Origin of the sequence: Pseudomonas sp. NPDC089428 (assembly GCF_044749325.1) — a bacterium.
Taxonomy (GTDB): Bacteria; Pseudomonadota; Gammaproteobacteria; order Pseudomonadales; family Pseudomonadaceae; genus Aquipseudomonas.
In genome coordinates this window covers 49,221-69,622 of the sequence record NZ_JBIVHT010000012.1, presented here as the reverse complement: position 1 = coordinate 69,622, position 20,402 = coordinate 49,221, and the positions used below count along the sequence as shown (strand labels likewise).

Sequence of the window (20,402 nt, the reverse complement as noted above, 5' to 3'; positions counted from 1 at the left end):
GGCTTTTTCGTGGCGGTTCGGCGCGAAAGGGCCGGGCCTGATTGTGCTAGAGTCGCGCCCTTTGAAGATTCCGAGACTGCGCTGCACATGACACCTGTTTTCCACCTCTTGAACCGCACCAGCCTGGTGACCCAGATCGTCATCGGCCTGGTCGCCGGTATCGCCCTGGCCCTGCTGGCCCCTGCCATCGCCCGCGACCTGGCCTTCCTCGGCAAAGTGTTCGTCAGCGCCCTCAAGGCGGTCGCACCGGTATTGGTGTTCATCCTGGTCATGGCCTCGATCGCCAATCACCGCCACGGTCAGGAAACCCATATCCGGCCGATCCTCTGGCTGTACTTGCTGGGCACCTTCGCCGCCGCCGTGGTGGCGGTGGTCGCCAGCATGCTGTTCCCTTCGCATCTGGCCCTGAGCACCGGCGAGGCCACCCTGAGCGCGCCAGGCGGCATCACCGAGGTGATGCAGAACCTGCTGCTGAGCGCAGTCGACAACCCGATCAACGCCTTGATCAACGCCAACTTCATCGGCGTGCTGACCTGGGCCATCGGCCTGGGCGTGGCCTTGCGCCATGCCGGCCAGACTACCCGCACCGTGGTCGAGGACCTGTCCAATGGCGTGACCCTGATCGTGCGTGTGGTCATCCGCTTTGCCCCGCTGGGCATCTTCGGCCTGGTCAGCTCGACCCTGGCCCAGTCCGGCCTGAGCGCCCTGCTCGGCTACCTGCACCTGCTGGGCGTGCTGATCGGCTGCATGCTGTTCGTGGCGCTGGTGATGAACCCGCTGATCGTGTTCTGGAAGATCCGCCGCAACCCTTACCCACTGACGTTGCTGTGCCTGCGCGAAAGCGGCATCACGGCGTTCTTCACCCGCAGTTCGGCGGCCAACATTCCGGTCAACCTGGCGCTGTCGGAGCGCCTGGGCCTGCATGAGGACACCTATTCGGTGTCGATCCCGCTGGGGGCGACCATCAACATGGCAGGCGCGGCGATCACCATCACCGTACTGACCCTGGCGGCAGTGCATACCTTGGGCATTCCGGTCGACTTGCCGACAGCGGTGCTGCTCAGCGTGGTGGCGGCGATCTGCGCCTGTGGCGCTTCGGGCGTGGCTGGCGGGTCGCTGCTGCTGATTCCGCTGGCGTGCAGCCTGTTTGGCATCCCTGGCGAAATTGCCATGCAGGTGGTGGCGGTGGGCTTCATCATTGGCGTGCTGCAGGATTCGGCGGAGACGGCGCTGAATTCCTCCACGGACGTGCTGTTTACCGCGGCGGCTTGCCTGGCGCAGGAGCGGCGCAGCGCTTGAGATTGCCGGGGGCCGCTTTGCGGCCCATTCGCGGGCAAGCCCGCCCACAGGTACTGCACTGGCCCTGAGGTGGGCGTATTACCTGTGGATTGCTTAAGCCAGGCGCTTTACCTACCCTAGTGGCCTTTCCCCAGCAATGAGACAGGGCCATGTCAGAACACGAAACCGCAGGCGAAGGCCGCTTCAGCAGCATCGAGATCCGCATTCTCGGCGCGCTGATCGAGAAGCAGGCCACCAGCCCGGAAAGCTACCCGCTGACCCTCAATGCTCTGGTGCTGGCCTGTAACCAGAAAACCAGCCGGGAACCGGTCATGAACCTCACCCAGGGCCAGGTCGGCCAGGCCCTGCGTGCCCTCGAGGGCCAGGACATGACCCGCCTGCAGATGGGCAGCCGCGCCGACCGCTGGGAACAGCGGGTGGACAAGGCGCTGGAGCTGGTACCGGCGCAGCTGGTGCTGATGGGCCTGATGTTCCTGCGCGGGCCACAGACCCTCAACGAACTGCTGACCCGCAGTAACCGCCTGCACGACTTCGACGACACCGAACAGATCCAGCATCAGCTCGAACGCCTGATTTCGCGCGGCCTGGCACTGCACCTGCCACGCCAGGCCGGGCAACGGGAAGACCGCTATACCCATGCCCTCGGCGACCCGGCGGAAATCGAGGCGATTCTGGCGGCGCGCCAGCAGGAAGGTGGCGCCCGCAGCAGTGGCGCCAGCGTGTCGGAAGAACGTATCGAAGCCCTGGAAGCGCGGATCGCAGCGCTGGAGGCGCGCCTGGCCGAGCTGGAAGGCTGAGCCGCCTACTGTTCAGGGTCGGGGAAGTTGCGACAGCTCTTGCGTTCGGCCAACTCCCGGTCACTGGGGCGCTGGTCGACGAACACGGTGCGGCCGTCGGCGTAGATCTCGAGGTAGCCCCAGTGCAGGTCCTGCTCTTTCTGCCCGGGCTTGGGCGGGACTAGCCACCAGGGTTCGCGGCTGATCAGGGTCATGGTGAAGCTCCAGAGGGTGCCTGCGGTAAGCATAGACACCCTCCGGTTTTGCTTTGCTTGTGCCGGCCCTTTCGCGGCTAAAGCCGCTCCTACAGGGATATCACCGCCCTTGAGGCTTGCGCTGTACCTGTGGGAGCGGCTTTAGCCGCGAAGAGGCCGGTACAGGCTTACGCCGGCGCGGAAGTGCGGATCAGGTGATCGAACGCCGCCAGCGAGGCCTTGGCGCCCTCACCCACCGCGATGACGATCTGCTTGTACGGCACGGTGGTCACGTCACCTGCGGCAAACACACCCGGCACACTGGTCTGGCCCTTGGCGTCGACGATGATCTCGCCACGCGGCGACAGCTCGACAGTGCCCTTGAGCCAATCGGTGTTCGGCAGCAGGCCGATCTGCACGAAGATGCCTTCCAGCGCCAGGTCATGCACCGCGTCAGTGGTGCGGTCCTTGTAACGCAAGCCTGTCACTTTCTCGCCATTGCCAACCACTTCGGTGGTCAGCGCACTGGTGATCACCTTGACGTTCGGCAGGCTGTGCAGCTTGCGCTGCAGCACCGCGTCGGCACGCAACTGGCTGTCGAACTCGATCAGCGTGACCTGGGCGACGATACCGGCCAGGTCGATGGCCGCTTCCACGCCCGAGTTGCCGCCGCCGATCACCGCCACGCGCTTGCCCTTGAACAGCGGGCCATCACAGTGCGGGCAGTAGGCGACGCCACGGGCGCGGTATTCCTGCTCGCCCGGCACGTTCATTTCACGCCAGCGGGCGCCGGTGGCGAGGATCACGGTCTTGGCCTTGAGCGAGGCGCCGCCGGCCAGGCGCACTTCATGCAGGCCGCCATCGGTGGCCGGGATCAGCGCTTCGCCGCGCTGCAGGTTCATGATGTCGACGTCGTACTGCTTGACGTGCTCTTCCAGCGCCGTGGCCAGCTTCGGCCCTTCGGTTTCCTGCACCGAGATGAAGTTCTCGATGGCCAGGGTATCGAGCACCTGGCCACCGAAACGCTCGGCAGCGACGCCGGTGCGGATGCCCTTGCGTGCGGCATAGATGGCCGCTGCAGCACCGGCCGGGCCACCGCCGACCACCAGCACGTCGAAGGCGTCCTTGGCGTTGATCTTCTCAGCCTGGCGTGCGCCGGCATTGGTGTCGATCTTGCCGAGGATTTCTTCCAGGCCCATGCGGCCCTGGCCGAACACTTCGCCGTTCAGGTAGATGCTTGGCACCGCCATGATCTTGCGCGACTCGACTTCATCCTGGAACAGCGCACCGTCGATGGCCACGTGGCGCACGTTGGGGTTGAGCACCGCCATCAGGTTCAGCGCCTGGACCACGTCCGGGCAGTTCTGGCACGACAGCGAGAAGTAGGTTTCAAAGGTGAATTCGCCTTCAAGCGCCTGGATCTGCTCGATCACTTCGGCACTGGCCTTGGACGGGTGGCCGCCAACTTGCAGCAGCGCCAGCACCAGCGAGGTGAATTCGTGGCCCATGGGGATGCCGGCGAAGCGCAGGCTGATGTCGGCACCCGGGCGGTTCAGCGAGAACGAGGGACGACGGGCATCGCTGCCGTCCGCGCTGAAGGTAATGAGGTTCGACAGGCTGGCAATTTCCGCCAGCAGGTCGTGCAATTCGCGGGACTTCGCGCCGTCGTCGAGGGAGGCAACGATCTCGATCGGCTGGGTGACCCGCTCCAGGTAGGTTTTCAGTTGCGATTTAAGCGTGGCGTCCAACATACGGGCGATTCCTTTTTCAAAACTCGGATACAAAAACGCCCAGGCGAGGTCGCCCGGGCGCTTTTTACGGGGCGGTGGGTACTTCAGCTTTGGCGGCTGCTCACCGCCCGCGATTGATGCATGACCTTAGATCTTGCCGACCAGGTCCAGCGATGGCGCCAGAGTGGCTTCGCCTTCTTTCCACTTGGCCGGGCACACTTCGCCTGGGTGAGCGGCAACGTACTGGGCAGCCTTGACCTTGCGCAGCAGTTCGGCTGCGTCGCGGCCAACACCACCGTCGTTCAGTTCGACGATCTTGATCTGGCCTTCCGGGTTGATCACGAAGGTACCGCGATCGGCCAGGCCGGCTTCTTCGATCAGCACGTCGAAGTTGCGCGAGATGACGTGGGTCGGGTCACCGATCAGCGGGTACTGGATCTTGCCGATGGTTTCCGAGGTGTCGTGCCAGGCTTTGTGGGTGAAGTGGGTGTCGGTGGACACGCCGTAGATTTCCACGCCCAGCTTCTGGAACTCGGCGTAGTTGTCGGCGAGGTCACCCAGCTCGGTCGGGCAGACGAAGGTGAAGTCAGCCGGGTAGAAGAACACGACGGACCACTTGCCCTTCAGGTCGGCTTCGCTGACCTGCACGAACTCGCCTTTGTGGTAGGCGGTGGCGTTGAACGGTTTGACCTGGCTGTTGATGATTGGCATGAGAGACGCTCCTTCATGGGGTTGGAATCAGTTGATGGAGAGAATCCTAACCGCTGGTCCCGACAAAGGCTCATTGGCAAAGCTCATGCTGGTGATTGGTTTTGGCTATAACCGCAGATAATTAATAGAAGGGAATGGGCTGAGCAAACGATCTCGTGCCGTTGCAGGAGCGGCCTTGCCGGGACACCGGACCGGCAAGACCGCTCCTGCAACAGGTGCGATCAGCGGGTCACGGTGCGCATGGTGACGAACTCTTCCGCGGCGGTCGGGTGCACGCCGATGGTCTCGTCGAATTGCAGCTTGGTCGCGCCGGCCTTAAGGGCCACACCCAGGCCCTGGATGATCTCGCCGGCATCGGGGCCGACCATGTGGCAGCCCAGCACCTTGTCGGTCTCGGCGTCCACCACCAGCTTCATCAGGGTCTTTTCCTGGATGTCGGTGAGGGTCAGCTTCATGGCGCGGAAGCGGCTTTCGAAGATCTGCACCTTGTGCCCGGCTTCCAGCGCCTGCTCTTCGGTCAGGCCGACGGTACCGATCGGTGGCTGGCTGAACACGGCGGTCGGGATGTTCTGGTAATCCACCGGGCGGTATTGCTCAGGTTTGAACAGGCGCCGCGCCACGGCCATGCCTTCGGCCAGGGCTACCGGGGTGAGCTGCACGCGGCCGATCACGTCGCCAATGGCGAGGATCGATGGTGCGGTGGTCTGGTACTGCTCGTCGACACGAATGAAGCCGCGGGCGTCCAGCTCCACGCCGGTGTTTTCCAGGCCCAGGTTGTCGAGCATCGGGCGGCGACCGGTGGCGTAGAACACGCAATCGGCAAGCAGCTCGCGGCCGTCCTTGAGGGTGGCTTTCAGGCTGCCGTCGTCAAGCTTGTCGATGCGCTGGATGTCGGCGTTGAACTGCAGGTTCAGGCCGCGCTTTTCCAGCTCTTCCTTGAGGTGGGTACGCACCGAGCCGTCGAAGCCGCGCAGGAACAGGTCACCGCGATACAGCAAGGTGGTATCGGCGCCCAGGCCCTGGAAGATGCCGGCGAACTCGACGGCAATGTAGCCACCGCCGACCACCAGCACGCGGCGCGGCAGGTCTTTGAGGTAGAACGCCTCGTTAGAGGTGATGGCCAGTTCCTTGCCCGGAATGTCCGGCACCTGCGGCCAGCCGCCTGTGGCGATCAGGATGTGCTCGGCGCTGTAGCGCTGGCCGTCCACTTCCACTTCGTTGGCGCCGGTGATGCGTGCATGGCCTTGCAGCAAGGTCACGCCGCTGTTCACCAGCAGGTTGCGGTAGATGCCGTTGAGGCGCTCGATCTCGCGGTTCTTGTTGGCGATCAGCGTGCCCCAGTCGAAATGGCCCTCTTCCAGGGTCCAGCCGAAGCCTGCGGCCTGCTCCAGCTCATCGGCGACGTGGGCGCCGTACACCAGCAGCTTCTTCGGCACGCAGCCTACGTTGACGCAGGTGCCACCCAGGTAGCGGCTCTCGGCCACTGCCACTTTTGCACCGAAGCCCGCAGCGAAACGCGCCGCGCGCACACCGCCGGAACCGGCACCAATCACGAACAGATCAAAATCGTAGGCCATGTATTCACTCTCCTAGGCAGGCGCCCAGCATAACGCACTGGGGCCGCTTTGCGCCCCTTCGCGGGCAAGCCCGCCCCCACAGGTATTGCACAGACCCTGTGGGAGCGGGCTTGCCCGCGAAGGGGCACAAAGCGGCCCCAGTCAACAGCGACTTGAATCAGTAAGCCTTGCCGGCCTTGTAGAAGTTTTCGAAGCAGAAGTTGGTCGCCTCGATGTAGCCTTCGGCGCCACCGCAGTCGAAACGCTTGCCCTTGAACTTGTAGGCGATCACGTTGCCTTCGGCAGCCTGTTTCATCAGCGCGTCGGTGATCTGGATCTCGCCACCTTTGCCCGGCTCGGTCTGTTCGATCTTCTCGAAGATGTCCGGGGTCAGGATGTAGCGACCGATGATGGCCAGGTTGGAAGGGGCATCTTCCGGCTTCGGCTTCTCGACCATGGCGTCGACGCGGAAGATGCCGTCCTTGATCTCTTCACCGGCGATGACGCCGTACTTGTTGGTTTCCTGCGGATCGACTTCCTGGATGGCGACGATCGAGCAGCGATACTTCTTGTACAGCGCGACCATCTGCGCGAGCACGCCCTCACCATCGAGGTTGACGCACAGGTCGTCCGCCAGCACCACGGCGAACGGCTCGTCACCGATCAGCGGGCGGCCGGTCAGGATGGCATGGCCCAGGCCTTTCATTTCGGTCTGGCGGGTATAGGAGAACGAGCACTCGTCGAGCAGGCGACGGATGCCGACCAGGTATTTTTCCTTGTCGGTACCCTTGATCTGGTTTTCCAGCTCGTAGCTGATGTCGAAGTGGTCTTCCAGGGCGCGCTTGCCGCGACCGGTGACGATGGAAATCTCGTTCAGACCAGCATCCAATGCTTCTTCAACGCCATACTGGATCAGTGGCTTGTTGACCACCGGCAGCATTTCCTTGGGCATGGCTTTGGTAGCAGGCAGGAAGCGAGTGCCGTAGCCGGCTGCCGGGAACAAGCATTTCTTGATCATAAACATCCTTAAACATAGGCGAGGCCTGTGGAATTCGGCGCAGTCTAATCAGCCGGCATGCAGCTTACAATGCCCTGCCTGTGTCGACTGCTGCCTTCATAGAGATAACCCAGTGTAGATAGTTCCAGAAAGTTCGTGAAATTCCCGTCATCCGGCCCTTCCGGGGCAGCCGCGAAAAGGCCGGCGGAACGTGGTTTCAGCTACCACTACCCTGCCCGATCAACACCCCGTCGACCTGCTGGCCATACAGGTTGACGCCATCGTTGGCATGGAATTTCAGCCGCGTCTTCTCGACGGAGCCTTCCACCAGGCGCGGGTCCTGGGGGCGCTCGTGGCGGTTGACCCAGGCGGCCACGTCCCAGGCCTGCTGATCGCTCAGGCTGCCCGGCTTGCCCAGTGGCATGTTGTGCTTGATGAACGATGCCGCGGTATTGATCCGGTGCATGCCGGCGCCCCAGTTGTAAGAGTCCTTGCCCCACAGTGGCGGCATCACATACTCACCTGCCACCTTCTGCCCTTCGCCGTTGGCTCCGTGGCAGAGGGCGCACTGTTCGCGGTAGACCTGCTGGCCGCGCTTGAAGTCGTAACCGCCTTTTGGCTGTGGCACCTCGGGGTAGCCGCGACCGGCGATTTCCACGCCCGTGGGCGCCTGTGTCGAAAGCCAGTACGAATACACCGCAAGCGCCGTCATCTGCACGCTGTCGGCGGCCGGCGGCTTACCGTTCATGCTGAACTGGAAGCAGCCCTGGATGCGCTCGGCGAAGGTGTTCACCTTGTCGTTCTTCTTGCGGTAGGCCGGGTACATCGGATAGGCGCCCCACAGCGGCGCTGAGTGCGCCAGGCGGCCCTGATCGAGGTGGCAGTTGCTGCAATTCATGCCATTACCCACGGCCTCGGGCATCAGCCGGCGGGTATCGACAAACAGCGCGTGGCCTTCACGGACCATCTTGCCGAAGGCATTGTCCGGCAGTGCGCTTTCGGCCGGCGGTGCGAACTGTGGCGCGGCCTGGGCAGCAGGGACCTTGAGTTGCGACTGGTCTTCCATGGCGATGGGCGCCTGATTGGCCAGGGCATTGCCGATGTACAGCAGCATGAACGTGGGCAACAGGGCTTTCATGGCTTGACCTCCGGGCTGGCGGGCTGTGCGAAGTACTCGGCAATCGCCTTGACTTCGGCGTCGGTCATGGCCTTCGCCACGCCTACCATCAACTGGTTGGGGTCATTGCTGCGGCTACCCTCGCGCCAGCCGTTGAGCTGGGCCATCAGGTAGGCAGCAGGCTGCCCAGCCAGCGGCGGGAAGTGCTCGCCGACCCCACTGCCGCCAGGGCCGTGGCACTGCACGCAACCGGGAATCTGCCGGCTCCAGTCGCCATAGAGGGCCAGGCGTTCGGTGGGGTTGCTGGCGATCTGCTGGCGACGCACGCTCGGGGCAGGATCACCCGGCAGGCCGGCCAGGTAGCGGCTGACAGCCTCGATTTCGTCTTCGCTCAGGGCCTTGGCCAGCGGCGCCATGACCGGATGCTGGCGGCTGCCAGTGCGCCAGTCATGCAGCTGCTTGCTTAGGTAATGGGCCGGCAGGCCGGCCAGACGGGGGAACCCTGCGGCGGCAACCCCCTTGCCGTCCGGGCCATGACAGCCTACGCAGGCCATGGCAGCGGGGTTGGTTCCGCCCTGGGTAAAAATTGTCTTGCCTTCGGCGGCATGCGCCGCAGGCCAGGCGAGGATCAGCAGGCCGCCGATCACGACGCGACTCAACGGTGTCATCACGAATCTCCATTTCTTTTGTTATAAGCTTAGGCTTAAAAAACATAAGCAAACGGATACTAGTCCCGTAAGGGAATTCGCAACAACGCCCAAGCCGACCAGGGGTGGGCAATTGGTCCTCTAACCGCGGATCCGTTGAGCCAGATCAACTGCCGGAGATGCACTCGGTAGCTGCCGTGCGCACATCACCCAGGCGCAACGGGAAGTTGTTCAGCCGCTCATGCAGCTTGATGCTGCTGCCGCTGCCGCGCTTGTTGATATCGACCAAGGCTGCCGGACCGGTGCTTGCCGTGTACTTCTGCGGCACGATCAGGCGCAAGCCGTCACCGCGGGCTTCCTCGACCAAGGGGGCACGGGTCTTGGCCAGGTGGGCCTTGACGCAATCGGCATACTCGCGGGGCGTCTTGCCAGACATCACATCCAGGGTCTCATGGGATTGCTCAAGTTCCGAAACACTGACACAACCGCCCAATGCCAGGAACAACGCCGCCACCATCCACTTCATTTGCCGCACCTCGAAAAACAAGAGAGCGTAGGACAACAGCCAGGCGGTTTTGCTCCCCGCTTTGGCCGTTTTATCTGCCAAGTGCCATCAGGCGCGGCAGCGCAAGCCGACATCGTGGTATCTTTCGCCTTTGCAGAACCAATCCTTGCGGAGCACCCCATGAAATTCGTACACCAGCGCGAGCACCTCAACGAGGACGATATCGTCGTCATCGAGTGCTCCCAGCGCTGCAACATCCGCCTGATGAACGACGCCAATTTCCGCAGCTTCAAGAACGGCGGCCGGCACACCTACCACGGTGGCCACTTCGAGCGCTTCCCGGCCAAGATCACCGTGCCCAGCACCGGTTTCTGGAACATCACCATCGATACCGTGACCAGCCGCCCGATCTCGGTAACACGCAAACCGAACCTGACCCACAAGATCAAGATCATCCGCCGCTCGTCGTCGAAACTCGGATAAGGCCCCACCATGACCCAGAACATCAAATACGTCATCAAGTACAAGCTCGACGGCCAGCGCCGCTGGGACTTCGCGGTGATGGCCGACGCCTCGCACGAACAGGCGCTGGAAGCCCTGCGCAAGATCCACGGCGAAGACGCCGAGAAGATCAGCGACATCCAGGTGAGCAAAGCCCTGTAAGGCAACCGCGGCAAGGAGAAGCGCATGAGCAACTGGCCCGACCGTCGTATCCTCGATCTGCTGGGCATCGAGTTGCCCATTCTGCAGGCGCCAATGGCCGGCGCCAGCGGTTCGGCCATGGCCATTGCCGTGACCAGGGCAGGCGGCTTGGGCGCCCTGCCCTGCGCCATGCTCACCGGCGATCAGGTACGTGGCGAGATAGAAGCATTCCGCGCGGCCTGCCCTGGCCGGCCGCTGAACCTGAACTTCTTCTGCCACCAGCCGCCAGCGCCCGACCCCGCGCGCGACGCCCGCTGGAAGCAGGCACTGAAAGGGTATTACGCCGAAGTCGGCGCCGACTTTGATGCGCCGACGCCGGTGTCCAACCGTGCGCCGTTCGATGAACAGAGCTGCGTGCTGGTCGAGCAGATGCGCCCGGAAGTGGTGAGCTTTCACTTCGGTTTGCCGCACGCTGCACTGCTGCAGCGGGTAAAGGCCTCGGGCGCCAAGGTGCTGTCCAGCGCCACCACGGTGGAAGAAGCTCAGTGGCTGGAAGCCAATGGCTGCGATGCAATCATCGCCATGGGCTATGAAGCCGGCGGCCATCGCGGCATGTTCCTGAGCGACGACATCACCAGCCAGATCGGCACCTTTGCCCTGGTGCCGCAGATTGCCGATGCCGTGGGCCGGCCGGTAATCGCCGCCGGTGGCATTGGCGACCACCGTGGCTTGGTGGCGGCCCTGGCCCTGGGCGCCAGCGCGGTGCAGATCGGCACGGCCTACCTGTTCTGCCCCGAGGCCAAGGTCTCCCCTGCCCACCGCCACGCATTGGACACCGCACCGGCCAGTGACACCGCGCTGACCAACCTGTTTACCGGGCGCCCGGCGCGGGGCATCAACAACCGCATCATGCGCGAGCTGGGGCCGATGAGCGAACTGGCCCCGCGCTTCCCGCTGGCCGGCGGCGCGCTGATGCCACTGCGGGCGATTACCGATGCGCAGGGCAACAGCGATTTCAGCAACCTGTGGTCGGGGCAGGCGTTGCGCTTGGGCAAGCACTTGCCGGCTGAGCAGTTGACCCGGGAGATGGCTGACAGGGCGTTGGCGCTTATTGCTCGGTAATGCTTTGAAACTGCGTCTGCCTCTTCGCGGGCAAGCCCGCTCCCACAGGGAGCGCTACAGCTTCAGTAGCTGTGAAGGACCTGTGGGAACGAGCTTGCCCGCGAAGGGGCCGGCACTGACAACCTATCACCTACAAGCTATAACCCTTCCTGCAGCCCCTTCCGGCAAAAGGTCTATCGCTATATAGTTAACGACATAACGATAACCACCTCCAGGAGCTGTCTTCATGCGTATCCGCCTGCCTCACTTGGCCGCCACCACCCTGGCCACCCTGATCTCCCTCAACAGCGCCTGGGCCGACGAGGTGCAGGTTGCGGTCGCGGCGAACTTCACCGCACCGATCCAGGCCATCGCCAAGGACTTCGAGAAAGACACCGGCCACAAGCTGATCGCCGCCTACGGCGCCACCGGGCAGTTCTACGCACAGATCAAGAACGGCGCGCCATTCGAAGTTTTCCTTGCAGCTGACGACAGCACCCCGGCCAAGCTCGAACAGGAAAAGGATACGGTCCCAGGCTCGCGCTTCACCTACGCCATCGGCACCTTGGCCCTGTGGTCGGCCAAGCCTGGCTATGTGGATGCCAAGGGTGAAGTGCTGAAGAAGAACCAGTTCCAGCACCTGTCCATAGCCAACCCGAAGGCCGCCCCTTACGGCCTGGCCGCCACCCAGGTGCTGGACAAGCTGAAGCTGACCGAGGCCACCAAGCCCAAGATCGTCGAAGGCCAGAACATCGCCCAGGCCTTCCAGTTCGTGTCCACCGGCAACGCCGAGCTGGGCTTCGTCGCCCTGTCGCAGATCTACAAGGACGGCAAGGTCGAAAGCGGATCGGCCTGGATCGTGCCGTCCAACTTGCACGCGCCGATCCGCCAGGACGCAGTGATCCTCAACAAAGGCAAGGACAACCCGGCAGCCAAAGCTCTGGTCGACTACCTCAAAGGCCCGAAAGCCGCTGCGGTGATCAAGTCCTACGGTTATGAAATCTGATGCCACTGGACGCCAGTGACTTCGGCGCGATCTGGCTGACCCTCAAACTGGCCAGCCTGACCACGATTATCCTGCTGATCGTCGGCACGCCCATCGCCTGGTGGCTGGCGCGCACGCGCTCGTGGCTACGCGGGCCGGTGGGCGCGGTCGTTGCGTTGCCACTGGTGCTGCCGCCGACGGTGATCGGCTTCTACCTGCTGATCGCCCTCGGCCCGCACGGTTGGCTCGGCCAGGCTACCCAGGCACTGGGCCTGGGTACGGTGGTGTTCAGCTTCACCGGCCTGGTGATCGGCTCGACGGTGTACTCCATGCCCTTCGTGGTGCAGCCGCTGCAAAACGCCTTCGCCGCCATCGGCCAGCGCCCGCTGGAAGTGGCGGCGACCCTGCGCGCCAGCCCCTGGGACACGTTCGTCCACGTGGTGCTGCCGCTGGCCCGCCCCGGCTTCGTCACCGCCAGCATCCTCGGCTTTGCCCATACCGTGGGTGAGTTCGGCGTGGTGCTGATGATCGGTGGCAATATCCCCGACAAGACCCGTGTGGTCTCGGTGCAGATCTTCGATCACGTCGAGGCCATGGAATATGCGCAAGCCCACTGGCTGGCCGGTGCCATGCTGGTGTTCTCGTTCCTGGTACTGCTCCTGCTGTATGCGGGACGCCGCGGCAAAACGGGCTGGAGCTGAAATGAGCGGATCGATTGTGGCGCGCCTGAAGCTGGCGCGCGACGACTTCACCCTGGACGTCGACCTGAAACTGCCCGGTCGCGGCATCAGCGCGCTGTTCGGCCACTCGGGCTCAGGCAAGACGTCATGCCTGCGCTGCCTGGCCGGGCTGGAGCGTGCGGCCAGCGCCTATATCGAGGTCAATGGCGAGGTCTGGGAAGACAGCGCCCGTGGCCACTTCCTGGCACCGCACCTGCGCCCCGTGGGTTACGTGTTCCAGGAAGCCAGCCTGTTCCCGCACCTGTCGGTGCGCGGCAATCTGGAATTCGGCTGGCGGCGCATCGCTGCGGCCGAGCGCAAGGTCAGCCTCGACCAGGCCTGCCAGCTGCTGGGCATCGGCCACCTGCTGGCACGCAAGCCGGCCACCTTGTCGGGCGGCGAGGCGCAACGGGTCGGCATTGCCCGCGCATTGCTCAGCAGCCCGCGGCTATTGTTGATGGACGAACCACTGGCGGCACTCGACGGGCCACGCAAGCGCGAGATACTGCCCTACCTCGAACGGCTGCACGCTGAACTGGACATCCCGCTGGTGTACGTGAGCCATGCTCAGGATGAAGTGGCGCGACTGGCCGACCACCTGGTGCTGCTGGAGCAAGGCCGGGCCATGGCCAATGGGCCGATCGGCGAGACCTTGGCCCGCCTCGACCTGTCCCTGGCCCAGGGCGAGGACGCCGGGGTGGTTTTCGAGGGCATGGTGGTCGGCCACGACCCGCACTACGACCTGCTGGACCTGCGCCTGCCCGGCAGCGACGCACCGGTGCTGCGTATCGCCCACCCGGCACTCAGCATCGGTAGTACCTTGCGCGTCAAGGTCCAGGCCCGGGATGTGAGCCTGGCACTGCGTGCCGACAGCACCTCAAGCATTCTCAACCGCCTGGCGGTGCGGGTGCGCGAGACACGCCCGGCGGACAACCCGGCGCATGTGCTGGTAAGCCTGGATGCCGGCGGCAACGCCTTGCTGGCGCGCATCACCCGGTTCTCGGCGGACCAGCTGGGCTTGCACCTGGGCCAGGCGCTGTTCGCGCAGATCAAGTCGGTAGCGTTATTGGGCTGAGCATCATCGAAGCCGCCGTTGTCCATTGATCAGTGACCTGATCGAGGCCTGCCGCCGATGCTCGACTGCCCTCTGCCGCCCAGCCTGCATTATGTCGACGACAGCCAGCCGGGCCTCACCCGGCGCCGCTGGCGCGACCGCTTCATCTACCTCGATGCCCAAGGGCAGCGCGTTCGCGACAAAGAAACCTTGGCGCGCATCGCCGCGCTGGTGATTCCGCCGGCCTACACCGATGTGTGGATCTGCAGCGACCCGCAGGGCCACCTGCAAGCCACCGGCCGCGATGCCCGTGGCCGCAAGCAGTACCGTTACCACGCCCAGTGGCGTGAGCTGCGCGACCAACACAAGTACGGGCGGATGCTGGCCTTTGCCCAGGCGCTGCCGAAACTTCGCGCGCAGCTGGAGGCGCACCTGGCGCGCCCAGGCCTGGATCGAGAGAAAGTCATGGCGCTAGTGGTGAGCCTGCTCGACCACACGCTGATCCGCATCGGCAACCAGCGCTACCTGCGGGATAACCAGTCCTACGGCCTGACCACCCTGCGCAATCGCCACGTGCAAGTACAGGGCAGCACCGTGCGCTTCCAGTTCCGCGGCAAGCGCGGCGTGGAGCACAACGTCACGCTGCGTGACCGGCGCCTGGCCAACCTGCTCAAACGCTGCATGGAGCTGCCTGGGCAGGCGCTGTTCCAGTACCTGGATGAAGACGGCCAACGGCACAGCATCGGCTCCAGTGAGGTCAATCAGTTCCTGCAGCAACTGACCGGCGCCGACTTCACCGCCAAGGACTACCGTACCTGGGCCGGCAGCAGCCTGGCCCTGAGCCTGCTCAGGCCACTGGCATGGGAGCCGGAGAGCGAAGCCAAGCGCCAGGTCGCGGCCATCGTCAGGCAGGTCGCCGCCCGCCTGGGCAACACCCCGGCGGTTTGCCGGCGCTGCTACATCCACCCGGCCGTGCTCGAGCATTACGCCCTCGGGCGCCTGGCCAACTTGCCCGGGCGCCGAGTGCGCAAGGGGCTGGACAGCGAAGAGGTGGCCTTGCTGCTTTTTCTCCAGGCCCTTGAAACAACAGCCGATGATTGAGCCGAACTATTCGGGCCATCATGCAGAGAAATTTCCCATAAAGGCCGAAGCCCCCTATTCTTGCCATCGAGCACCTTCGCCGACACGCTTAACAGCATTTGCCTCGGCACCTGCGACTAAAGACACACAACAGAATTTGTCTTTCGGGGAATTACTATCCGCCGAAAGCGTCTTTAATGAGAAGGAAGAGGGACAAGCTCCCACCGTTGCGGCCCAGTGGCCCGGCGGATTTCTACATCACCAAGGAGAACTACATGCTGATACTCACCCGTAAGGTTGGCGAAAGTATCGTCATCAACGATGACATCAAAGTCACCATTCTGGGCGTAAAAGGGATGCAGGTGAGGATTGGCATCGATGCACCAAAGGATGTCCAGGTGCACCGTGAAGAAATCTTCAAACGCATCCAGGCCGGCAGCCCGGCTCCGGAAAAGCACGACGACCAACACTGACCTGAGCGCCTCGCTTCAAGCCGCACGGACGCGCTTGATCGAATGGCCGGCGCAAGCCGCAACCTGAACCTCAGGTGCCGAGCAGCTCGCGCACCTTGGCGATCATTCTGTCCATGTCGAACGGTTTGTCGAAGACCGCAGCGAACAGCTCCGGGCGCCCTTGGCTGGCCTGAGCGCCGCTCATGAGAATCACCGGCAGGTCAGGCAGTGCCAGTTCGTCGCGAATCGCCCGCACCAGTTCCTCGCCATTGAGCACCGGCATCATGTAGTCGGTGATCACCAGTTCCACTCGTTTTTCCTTCAGCGCCTCCAGCGCCTTGCGCCCGTTGCTCGCCTTTTCCACCAGAAAGCCTTCGTCCTCCAGGGCAAAACCGAGGATATCGGCGATCAGGTATTCGTCATCGACGATCAGGATGGTGTTCATCGGCAGGGCCCCGTCAGCCACCCCCTTGCGGCACCGGAGTGCCCGAAAGTACGCCACAGGCGCCCTCGAACGCCTTGCGCAGGCTAATGCCCTGCGGCCCGATCTGCAGTTCGTGCAGCGCTGGGTCGTGATGGCTGTCGCGCACCTTCAGGATCGACAGCATGCGCCGCAGTTGCGAGTCCAGTTCGACGAAGCGCATCAGCATGAGGTTGTCGACGATGCTCGACAGGTCCGGTGCCGGGGCGGTGATTTCCGAACCGAAAATATCACGCATCTCCCAGGTGAGCATGACACTGACATCCCGCGCCCGCAGCTCGCCAACCAGCGCTCGGAAGAACGCATTGAGCCGCGCCGGGTCGGTTGCCAGGCGGCTGAACGCGCCCAGGCTGTCGATCAGCACGCGCTTGCTGCCCTGCTGCTCGACCTGCGCGAGCAGGCGCGCACCCACCTGATCCAGCAGGCCTTCGGTGGTCGGTTGCCAGCATAGCCGCAAGGCACCCGCGCGCTCTTGCGTGGCGAAGTCGTAGCCCAGCGATGCAGCCTTGAGCCGCAGCCTGGCAGGGGTTTCGTAGAAGCCGAAATGCAAGGCCGGCTGCTCGGCGCTGGCGGCCGCCAGAAATGCCAGGCCCAGGGAGGTCTTGCCGATCCCCGAGGGGCCGATAAGCAGGCTGACCGAGCCCAGTGTCAGGCCCCCGCCCAGCATTTCGTCCAGTGCCCCAACGCCTGTGGATACCCGGTTCAAGGAGGCGCTGCCGAGCTGGCTGGGGTGGCTGTAAAGTGCTTCCAGGCGCGGGTAGACATGCATCCCCGACTCATCGATCAGGCACTCGTGACGCCCGGACAATGCCCCGCTGCCACGCGTCTTGCGCAGCTGCACATGGCGCACCGCGCGGCTACCGACCAGTTGCTCGCCCAACTCGATCACACCATCGACCATGGTGTGTTCCGGGCTGTTGTCATCCAGCCGGGCACTGGTCAGCAACAGCACGGTACAACCGGCAAAGGCCGCATGCCCCTGCAGTTCCGAGACGAATTTCTTGGTATCCAGCGCCGTTTCGGCGCGCACCCGGGCATTGAGCACCCCATCGACGATCAGCAGGCTCGCCTGCTGTTTGCCGATTTCCTGGCGCAGCAACCTGACCACCGCATCGAGCCCTTCCTGCTCCAAGGTATCGAAGGCACTGACGAACTGGATCTGGTCACCGACCAGGGCCGGGTCGAAGAACTCGAGGGTCGCCAGGTACTGGAACAACCGCTCATGTGACTCGGCGAGCAAGGTCGCCACCAGCACCTTGCCACCGTCACGCACGTGGCTGCAGGCCAACTGGTTGGCGAGGATGGTCTTGCCCGCGCCAGGCGGCCCCTGAACGATGTAGGAAGCGCCCGCAACCAGGCCGCCCTTGAGCAGCGCATCGAGCCCTTCGATCCCCGTGACCAGCCGTTTGAGTGCCTGCACCATGGTGGCTACCTGTTGTCTTGTGCCCCTGCTACGGGCTGATAGGCCGGGAGATACAGGCGCATGCATGTACCTTGGCCGAGCGTGCTTTCCACACTGATGGCGCCATTGCTTTGCTTGGCGAAGCCGTAGACCTGGCTTAGACCAAGACCGGTACCCTTGCCGAAAGGCTTGGTGGTGAAGAACGGCTCGAATATGCGCGGCAGCACCTGCGGGTCGATACCGTCACCACTGTCATTCACTTCGAAGCACACGAACGTGCCATGCAGCCCCTCCACTTCGCCCGCCAGATCGACCGTGAGCACCGCCAGGTCGATGGTGCCCCGCTCGCCTATCGCATCGCGCGCGTTGAACAGCAGGTTGAGCAGCACCATCTGCAGCTGCCCGATATCCACCTCGATCAGCGGCAGCTCGGGCTGCACGTACTCCTGCAACACGATTTCACGCGGTAGCGCGTGCTCCAGCAGGCCACGCGTGGACTCCAGAAGCCTGGTCGGAGCGATGAGCGAGACATCGAGCTGGCGGTGGCGGGCAAAACTGAGCAATTGCTGGGTCAGTTCGGTGCCGCGCTGGCCGGCATCGAGAATATGCTCGAGCATACGCGCGACCCGCGCCGGATCCTGGCTGGCCTGCGCCAGGCGCGCCGAATTGATGATGATGGTCAGCAGGTTGTTGAAGTCGTGTGCCAGGCCGCCGGTGAGCTGGCCCAGCGCTTCGAGCTTCTGCGCCTGGAACAGCTGTGCGCGCACAGCGTCGAGCTGCAGCGCCGATTCGCGCCGGTCGGTGATATCACGGGTGACCTTGGCCAGGCCGACGATCTGCCCCTGTTCGTCGCGGATCACATCGAGCGCGGCCAAGGCCCAGAATTGCGTGCCATCCTTGCGCACGCGCCAGCCCTCGTCCTGTGCCACCCCCTGCTCCAGCGCCTGCCTGAGCAGGCGATCCGGGCGCCCTTCGGCGCAGTCCTGCGGGGTGAAGAACAGCGAGAAATGCCGGCCTATGACTTCTTCGGCGCGGTAGCCCTTGATCCGTTGCGCACCTGCGTTCCAGGACACCACATGGCCGGAGGGGTCGAGCATGTAGATGGCGTAATCCACCACCGACTGCACCAGCTGCTCATAGCGGCTGGCGGGCATGACAGGGTGATCGGTACAGTCGGCTGAAACCATGCAAACTCCACAGGCACAGCGGGAGGGACCTGCTTAGCTTAGCCAAGCGTACCCTTCTGCAACAGCGCATGCTGTAACAGATTATCAACGCTCAGGTTCGACCAATACCGGGCTGATACGCCGCGGCATCGCCACCTTCAGCAGCCACAGGCCCACCAGCAAGATCAGGCCGCCACCGCCCAGCGCCATCAAGCGCTGCGGTTGCGGGTGTTCGGCATCAAGCCCGAGCATCAGCAGGTAACCACCGAGGGTCATCAGGCTGAGGTACAGAAACGCACCCATCAGCAAAACCTGCGCGAACAACAGGCGCCAGAACAATCGAGGACGGACAGTACGCCCGGGAACAACCGAAGGGGTGGCCTGGGACATGGCATCATGCTCATTGGATCCAATAGGTGGGCAACAGTGGCGTAATGACAGCAATGTGTCAATTGCACATTGCACTACCCCCTCATTCCTTTGAGCATAGGTGCTGCGTTTGACTCAACTATAACAATGGGTTATAAAGCGCACTTGATTGTCAGGCCCTTCTGCCTAGGAAGCGCGCCGGTCGCCATGACCCTTTCAAGCGTGCGAGTGTGGTGGAATTGGTATACACAGCAGACTTAAAATCTGTCGGCGTGAGCCTTGCGGGTTCGAGTCCCGCCACTCGCACCAAACTTCTTTGAAAAGGCGCCCTTGCGGCGCCTTTTTGCTGCCTGGCAGCAATCTTCCGAGCAACTGCTAGAGTGGAGCTTGTCCCCGCTCACCGGTATGCCGCCATGCGCTACTCCCTGTTCGATGGTCAACGCGACTTCATCCTCCTGATCGCCCGCGTGCTGCTCATGATCCTCTTCGTCCTTTCTGGCTGGGCCAAGCTCACCGGCTTCGAGGGCACGGTCGGCTACATGACTTCGCTGGGCGCCCCCGCCCCGATGCTGGCGGCGGCGGTTGCGGTGTTCATGGAGTTCATCGTCGGCATCCTGCTGATCCTCGGCTTCTACACGCGCCCGCTGGCCTTCCTGTTCGCCCTGTTCGTGCTAGGTACCGGGCTGCTTGGCCATCCGTTCTGGAACATGGTCGACCCGGAGCGCGCCGCCAACATGACCCAGTTCCTGAAAAACCTCAGCATCTGCGGCGGCCTGCTGGTGCTGGCCGTCAGTGGCCCGGGGCGCTTCTCGGTCGACGGGCGCTGATTCAGTCGTCCAGGTCGTCGTGCCAGGCTGGGTGATCGCGCTCTTCGTCATCGAGGTCATCCAGCGATTCTTCGTCTTCGTCTTCCTCGACCTCGTCCTCGGCACCCTGGGCATCTGCTTCAGGGTCATAGTCTTCATAGAGGAATTCGTGATCGAGCAGGTGATCGTGCTCGGGCTCGTGCAGGTCGTCTTCGTCGCGCATGGTGGCTCCTGGAAATCTGGCACGCCTGTATAGGCGCATCGTTGGTCGTGGTCAATGGATTACGGTTAATGCTGACTTAACCGACCGGCCCCAGGCTGAAATCTCTCCCTTCAAATCGTTCATTGCCCGCCTTCATGGCGGGCTTTTTTTCGCTTGTTGGCAAGCGCCCTTCATCGGTGCCGGCTCCATTCTGCTTGAACCTCGCACGCGCTGGACATGCTCGTAAAACTATCGGCTTGCAGATATGCATAAATGCATATACTGTATATCCATACAGTAACCCGCCGTAATGGTAATGATCGTAGCCAGAGCAAGCCTGCCGAATCATCCGGCTGTGCATTCACGAGTGCACAGCCGGATGCGGAGGAACGCATCACGGTTGGAAGGCAA

The 20,402-nt window shown here is 63.3% G+C and carries 24 protein-coding genes and 1 tRNA gene; 12 read left to right on the top strand and 13 right to left on the bottom strand.

Features of this window, described 5'->3' with window-relative positions; genetic code table 11:
- Positions 1–87: 87 nt before the first annotated feature.
- Positions 88–1,299 (top strand): serine/threonine transporter SstT, encoded by a 1,212-nt coding sequence (gene sstT / locus ACIPZ5_RS20465; protein WP_261943488.1) that lies wholly within the window; start codon positions 88–90, stop codon positions 1,297–1,299.
- 149 nt (positions 1,300–1,448) lie between these two features.
- A complete protein-coding gene (locus ACIPZ5_RS20460; protein WP_261943487.1) occupies positions 1,449–2,096 on the top strand; it encodes a YceH family protein in 648 nt (215 codons plus the stop codon).
- A gap of 5 nt (positions 2,097–2,101) precedes the next feature.
- Here ACIPZ5_RS20460 and ACIPZ5_RS20455 read toward each other — a convergent pair whose 3' ends face one another.
- The 8 genes from ACIPZ5_RS20455 to ACIPZ5_RS20420 all read right to left on the bottom strand — a co-directional run bounded on the left by ACIPZ5_RS20455 (position 2,102) and on the right by ACIPZ5_RS20420 (position 9,553).
- Positions 2,102–2,290: a hypothetical protein gene (locus ACIPZ5_RS20455; RefSeq protein ID WP_085676091.1), complete on the bottom strand. Its 189-nt coding sequence runs from the start codon at positions 2,288–2,290 to the stop codon at positions 2,102–2,104.
- A gap of 167 nt (positions 2,291–2,457) precedes the next feature.
- Positions 2,458–4,020, bottom strand: a complete 1,563-nt coding sequence (gene ahpF, locus ACIPZ5_RS20450) for an alkyl hydroperoxide reductase subunit F (protein WP_261943486.1) — start codon at positions 4,018–4,020, stop codon at positions 2,458–2,460.
- Between the two features lie 126 nt (positions 4,021–4,146).
- Complete coding sequence (gene ahpC / locus ACIPZ5_RS20445) at positions 4,147–4,710, bottom strand: alkyl hydroperoxide reductase subunit C (protein ID WP_054884952.1); 564 nt, start codon at positions 4,708–4,710, stop codon at positions 4,147–4,149.
- A gap of 221 nt (positions 4,711–4,931) precedes the next feature.
- Positions 4,932–6,287: a glutathione-disulfide reductase gene (gorA, locus tag ACIPZ5_RS20440; protein ID WP_079228855.1), complete on the bottom strand. Its 1,356-nt coding sequence runs from the start codon at positions 6,285–6,287 to the stop codon at positions 4,932–4,934.
- Positions 6,288–6,444: 157 nt separating this feature from the next.
- Positions 6,445–7,284, bottom strand: a complete 840-nt coding sequence (galU, locus tag ACIPZ5_RS20435) for a UTP--glucose-1-phosphate uridylyltransferase GalU (RefSeq protein ID WP_085676094.1) — start codon at positions 7,282–7,284, stop codon at positions 6,445–6,447.
- A gap of 196 nt (positions 7,285–7,480) precedes the next feature.
- Positions 7,481–8,401: a c-type cytochrome gene (locus ACIPZ5_RS20430; RefSeq protein WP_400810314.1), complete on the bottom strand. Its 921-nt coding sequence runs from the start codon at positions 8,399–8,401 to the stop codon at positions 7,481–7,483.
- Positions 8,398–9,048, bottom strand: a complete 651-nt coding sequence (locus tag ACIPZ5_RS20425) for a c-type cytochrome (RefSeq protein WP_400810312.1) — start codon at positions 9,046–9,048, stop codon at positions 8,398–8,400. The genes ACIPZ5_RS20430 and ACIPZ5_RS20425 overlap by 4 nt, the downstream gene beginning before the upstream one ends.
- A gap of 145 nt (positions 9,049–9,193) precedes the next feature.
- Positions 9,194–9,553: a hypothetical protein gene (locus ACIPZ5_RS20420; RefSeq protein ID WP_343596599.1), complete on the bottom strand. Its 360-nt coding sequence runs from the start codon at positions 9,551–9,553 to the stop codon at positions 9,194–9,196.
- A 159-nt stretch (positions 9,554–9,712) separates the two neighbouring features.
- Between ACIPZ5_RS20420 and ACIPZ5_RS20415 the strand changes: the two genes are divergently transcribed.
- The 8 genes from ACIPZ5_RS20415 to csrA all read left to right on the top strand — a co-directional run bounded on the left by ACIPZ5_RS20415 (position 9,713) and on the right by csrA (position 15,586).
- Positions 9,713–10,015, top strand: a complete 303-nt coding sequence (locus ACIPZ5_RS20415) for a DUF1883 domain-containing protein (protein WP_060479928.1) — start codon at positions 9,713–9,715, stop codon at positions 10,013–10,015.
- A 9-nt stretch (positions 10,016–10,024) separates the two neighbouring features.
- Positions 10,025–10,195, top strand: a complete 171-nt coding sequence (locus ACIPZ5_RS20410) for a hypothetical protein (RefSeq protein ID WP_261943482.1) — start codon at positions 10,025–10,027, stop codon at positions 10,193–10,195.
- Between the two features lie 24 nt (positions 10,196–10,219).
- Positions 10,220–11,296, top strand: a complete 1,077-nt coding sequence (locus ACIPZ5_RS20405) for a nitronate monooxygenase family protein (protein WP_343596602.1) — start codon at positions 10,220–10,222, stop codon at positions 11,294–11,296.
- 226 nt (positions 11,297–11,522) lie between these two features.
- On the top strand, positions 11,523–12,281 hold the full coding sequence (modA, locus tag ACIPZ5_RS20400) for a molybdate ABC transporter substrate-binding protein (RefSeq protein ID WP_343596604.1): 759 nt from the start codon (positions 11,523–11,525) through the stop codon (positions 12,279–12,281).
- The gene (modB, locus tag ACIPZ5_RS20395) at positions 12,281–12,961 is read left to right on the top strand and encodes a molybdate ABC transporter permease subunit (protein ID WP_343596606.1); all 681 of its coding nucleotides are present in this window, start codon (positions 12,281–12,283) and stop codon (positions 12,959–12,961) included. Before modA ends, modB begins: the two co-directional genes overlap by 1 nt.
- A gap of 1 nt (position 12,962) precedes the next feature.
- Positions 12,963–14,054 carry a molybdenum ABC transporter ATP-binding protein gene (modC, locus tag ACIPZ5_RS20390; RefSeq protein ID WP_400810310.1) on the top strand — a complete coding sequence of 364 codons (1,092 nt, stop codon included), beginning with the start codon at positions 12,963–12,965 and terminating at the stop codon, positions 14,052–14,054.
- Between the two features lie 57 nt (positions 14,055–14,111).
- Complete coding sequence (locus tag ACIPZ5_RS20385) at positions 14,112–15,134, top strand: DNA topoisomerase IB (RefSeq protein WP_261943477.1); 1,023 nt, start codon at positions 14,112–14,114, stop codon at positions 15,132–15,134.
- A gap of 254 nt (positions 15,135–15,388) precedes the next feature.
- Positions 15,389–15,586, top strand: coding sequence for a carbon storage regulator CsrA (csrA, locus tag ACIPZ5_RS20380; RefSeq protein WP_012315047.1), 198 nt, complete (start codon positions 15,389–15,391; stop codon positions 15,584–15,586).
- 70 nt (positions 15,587–15,656) lie between these two features.
- Here the strand turns inward: csrA and ACIPZ5_RS20375 are convergent, their stop codons facing one another.
- The 4 genes from ACIPZ5_RS20375 to ACIPZ5_RS20360 form a co-directional block, all read right to left on the bottom strand.
- Positions 15,657–16,010 carry a response regulator gene (locus ACIPZ5_RS20375; protein ID WP_261943476.1) on the bottom strand — a complete coding sequence of 118 codons (354 nt, stop codon included), beginning with the start codon at positions 16,008–16,010 and terminating at the stop codon, positions 15,657–15,659.
- Positions 16,011–16,023: 13 nt separating this feature from the next.
- Entirely contained in the window at positions 16,024–17,469 is a 1,446-nt protein-coding gene (locus tag ACIPZ5_RS20370; RefSeq protein WP_400810309.1) for an ATPase domain-containing protein, read from the bottom strand.
- A gap of 5 nt (positions 17,470–17,474) precedes the next feature.
- A complete protein-coding gene (locus ACIPZ5_RS20365; protein ID WP_400810308.1) occupies positions 17,475–18,635 on the bottom strand; it encodes a nitrogen regulation protein NR(II) in 1,161 nt (386 codons plus the stop codon).
- Between the two features lie 84 nt (positions 18,636–18,719).
- Positions 18,720–19,004: a hypothetical protein gene (locus tag ACIPZ5_RS20360; protein ID WP_400810306.1), complete on the bottom strand. Its 285-nt coding sequence runs from the start codon at positions 19,002–19,004 to the stop codon at positions 18,720–18,722.
- Between the two features lie 203 nt (positions 19,005–19,207).
- Between ACIPZ5_RS20360 and ACIPZ5_RS20355 the strand changes: the two genes are divergently transcribed.
- Positions 19,208–19,292: transfer RNA gene (locus tag ACIPZ5_RS20355), tRNA-Leu, on the top strand.
- A 104-nt stretch (positions 19,293–19,396) separates the two neighbouring features.
- A complete protein-coding gene (locus ACIPZ5_RS20350) occupies positions 19,397–19,810 on the top strand; it encodes a DoxX family protein (protein WP_261943472.1) in 414 nt (137 codons plus the stop codon).
- A 1-nt stretch (position 19,811) separates the two neighbouring features.
- Here ACIPZ5_RS20350 and ACIPZ5_RS20345 read toward each other — a convergent pair whose 3' ends face one another.
- On the bottom strand, positions 19,812–20,012 hold the full coding sequence (locus ACIPZ5_RS20345; RefSeq protein WP_400810305.1) for a hypothetical protein: 201 nt from the start codon (positions 20,010–20,012) through the stop codon (positions 19,812–19,814).
- Positions 20,013–20,402 lie beyond the last annotated feature (390 nt).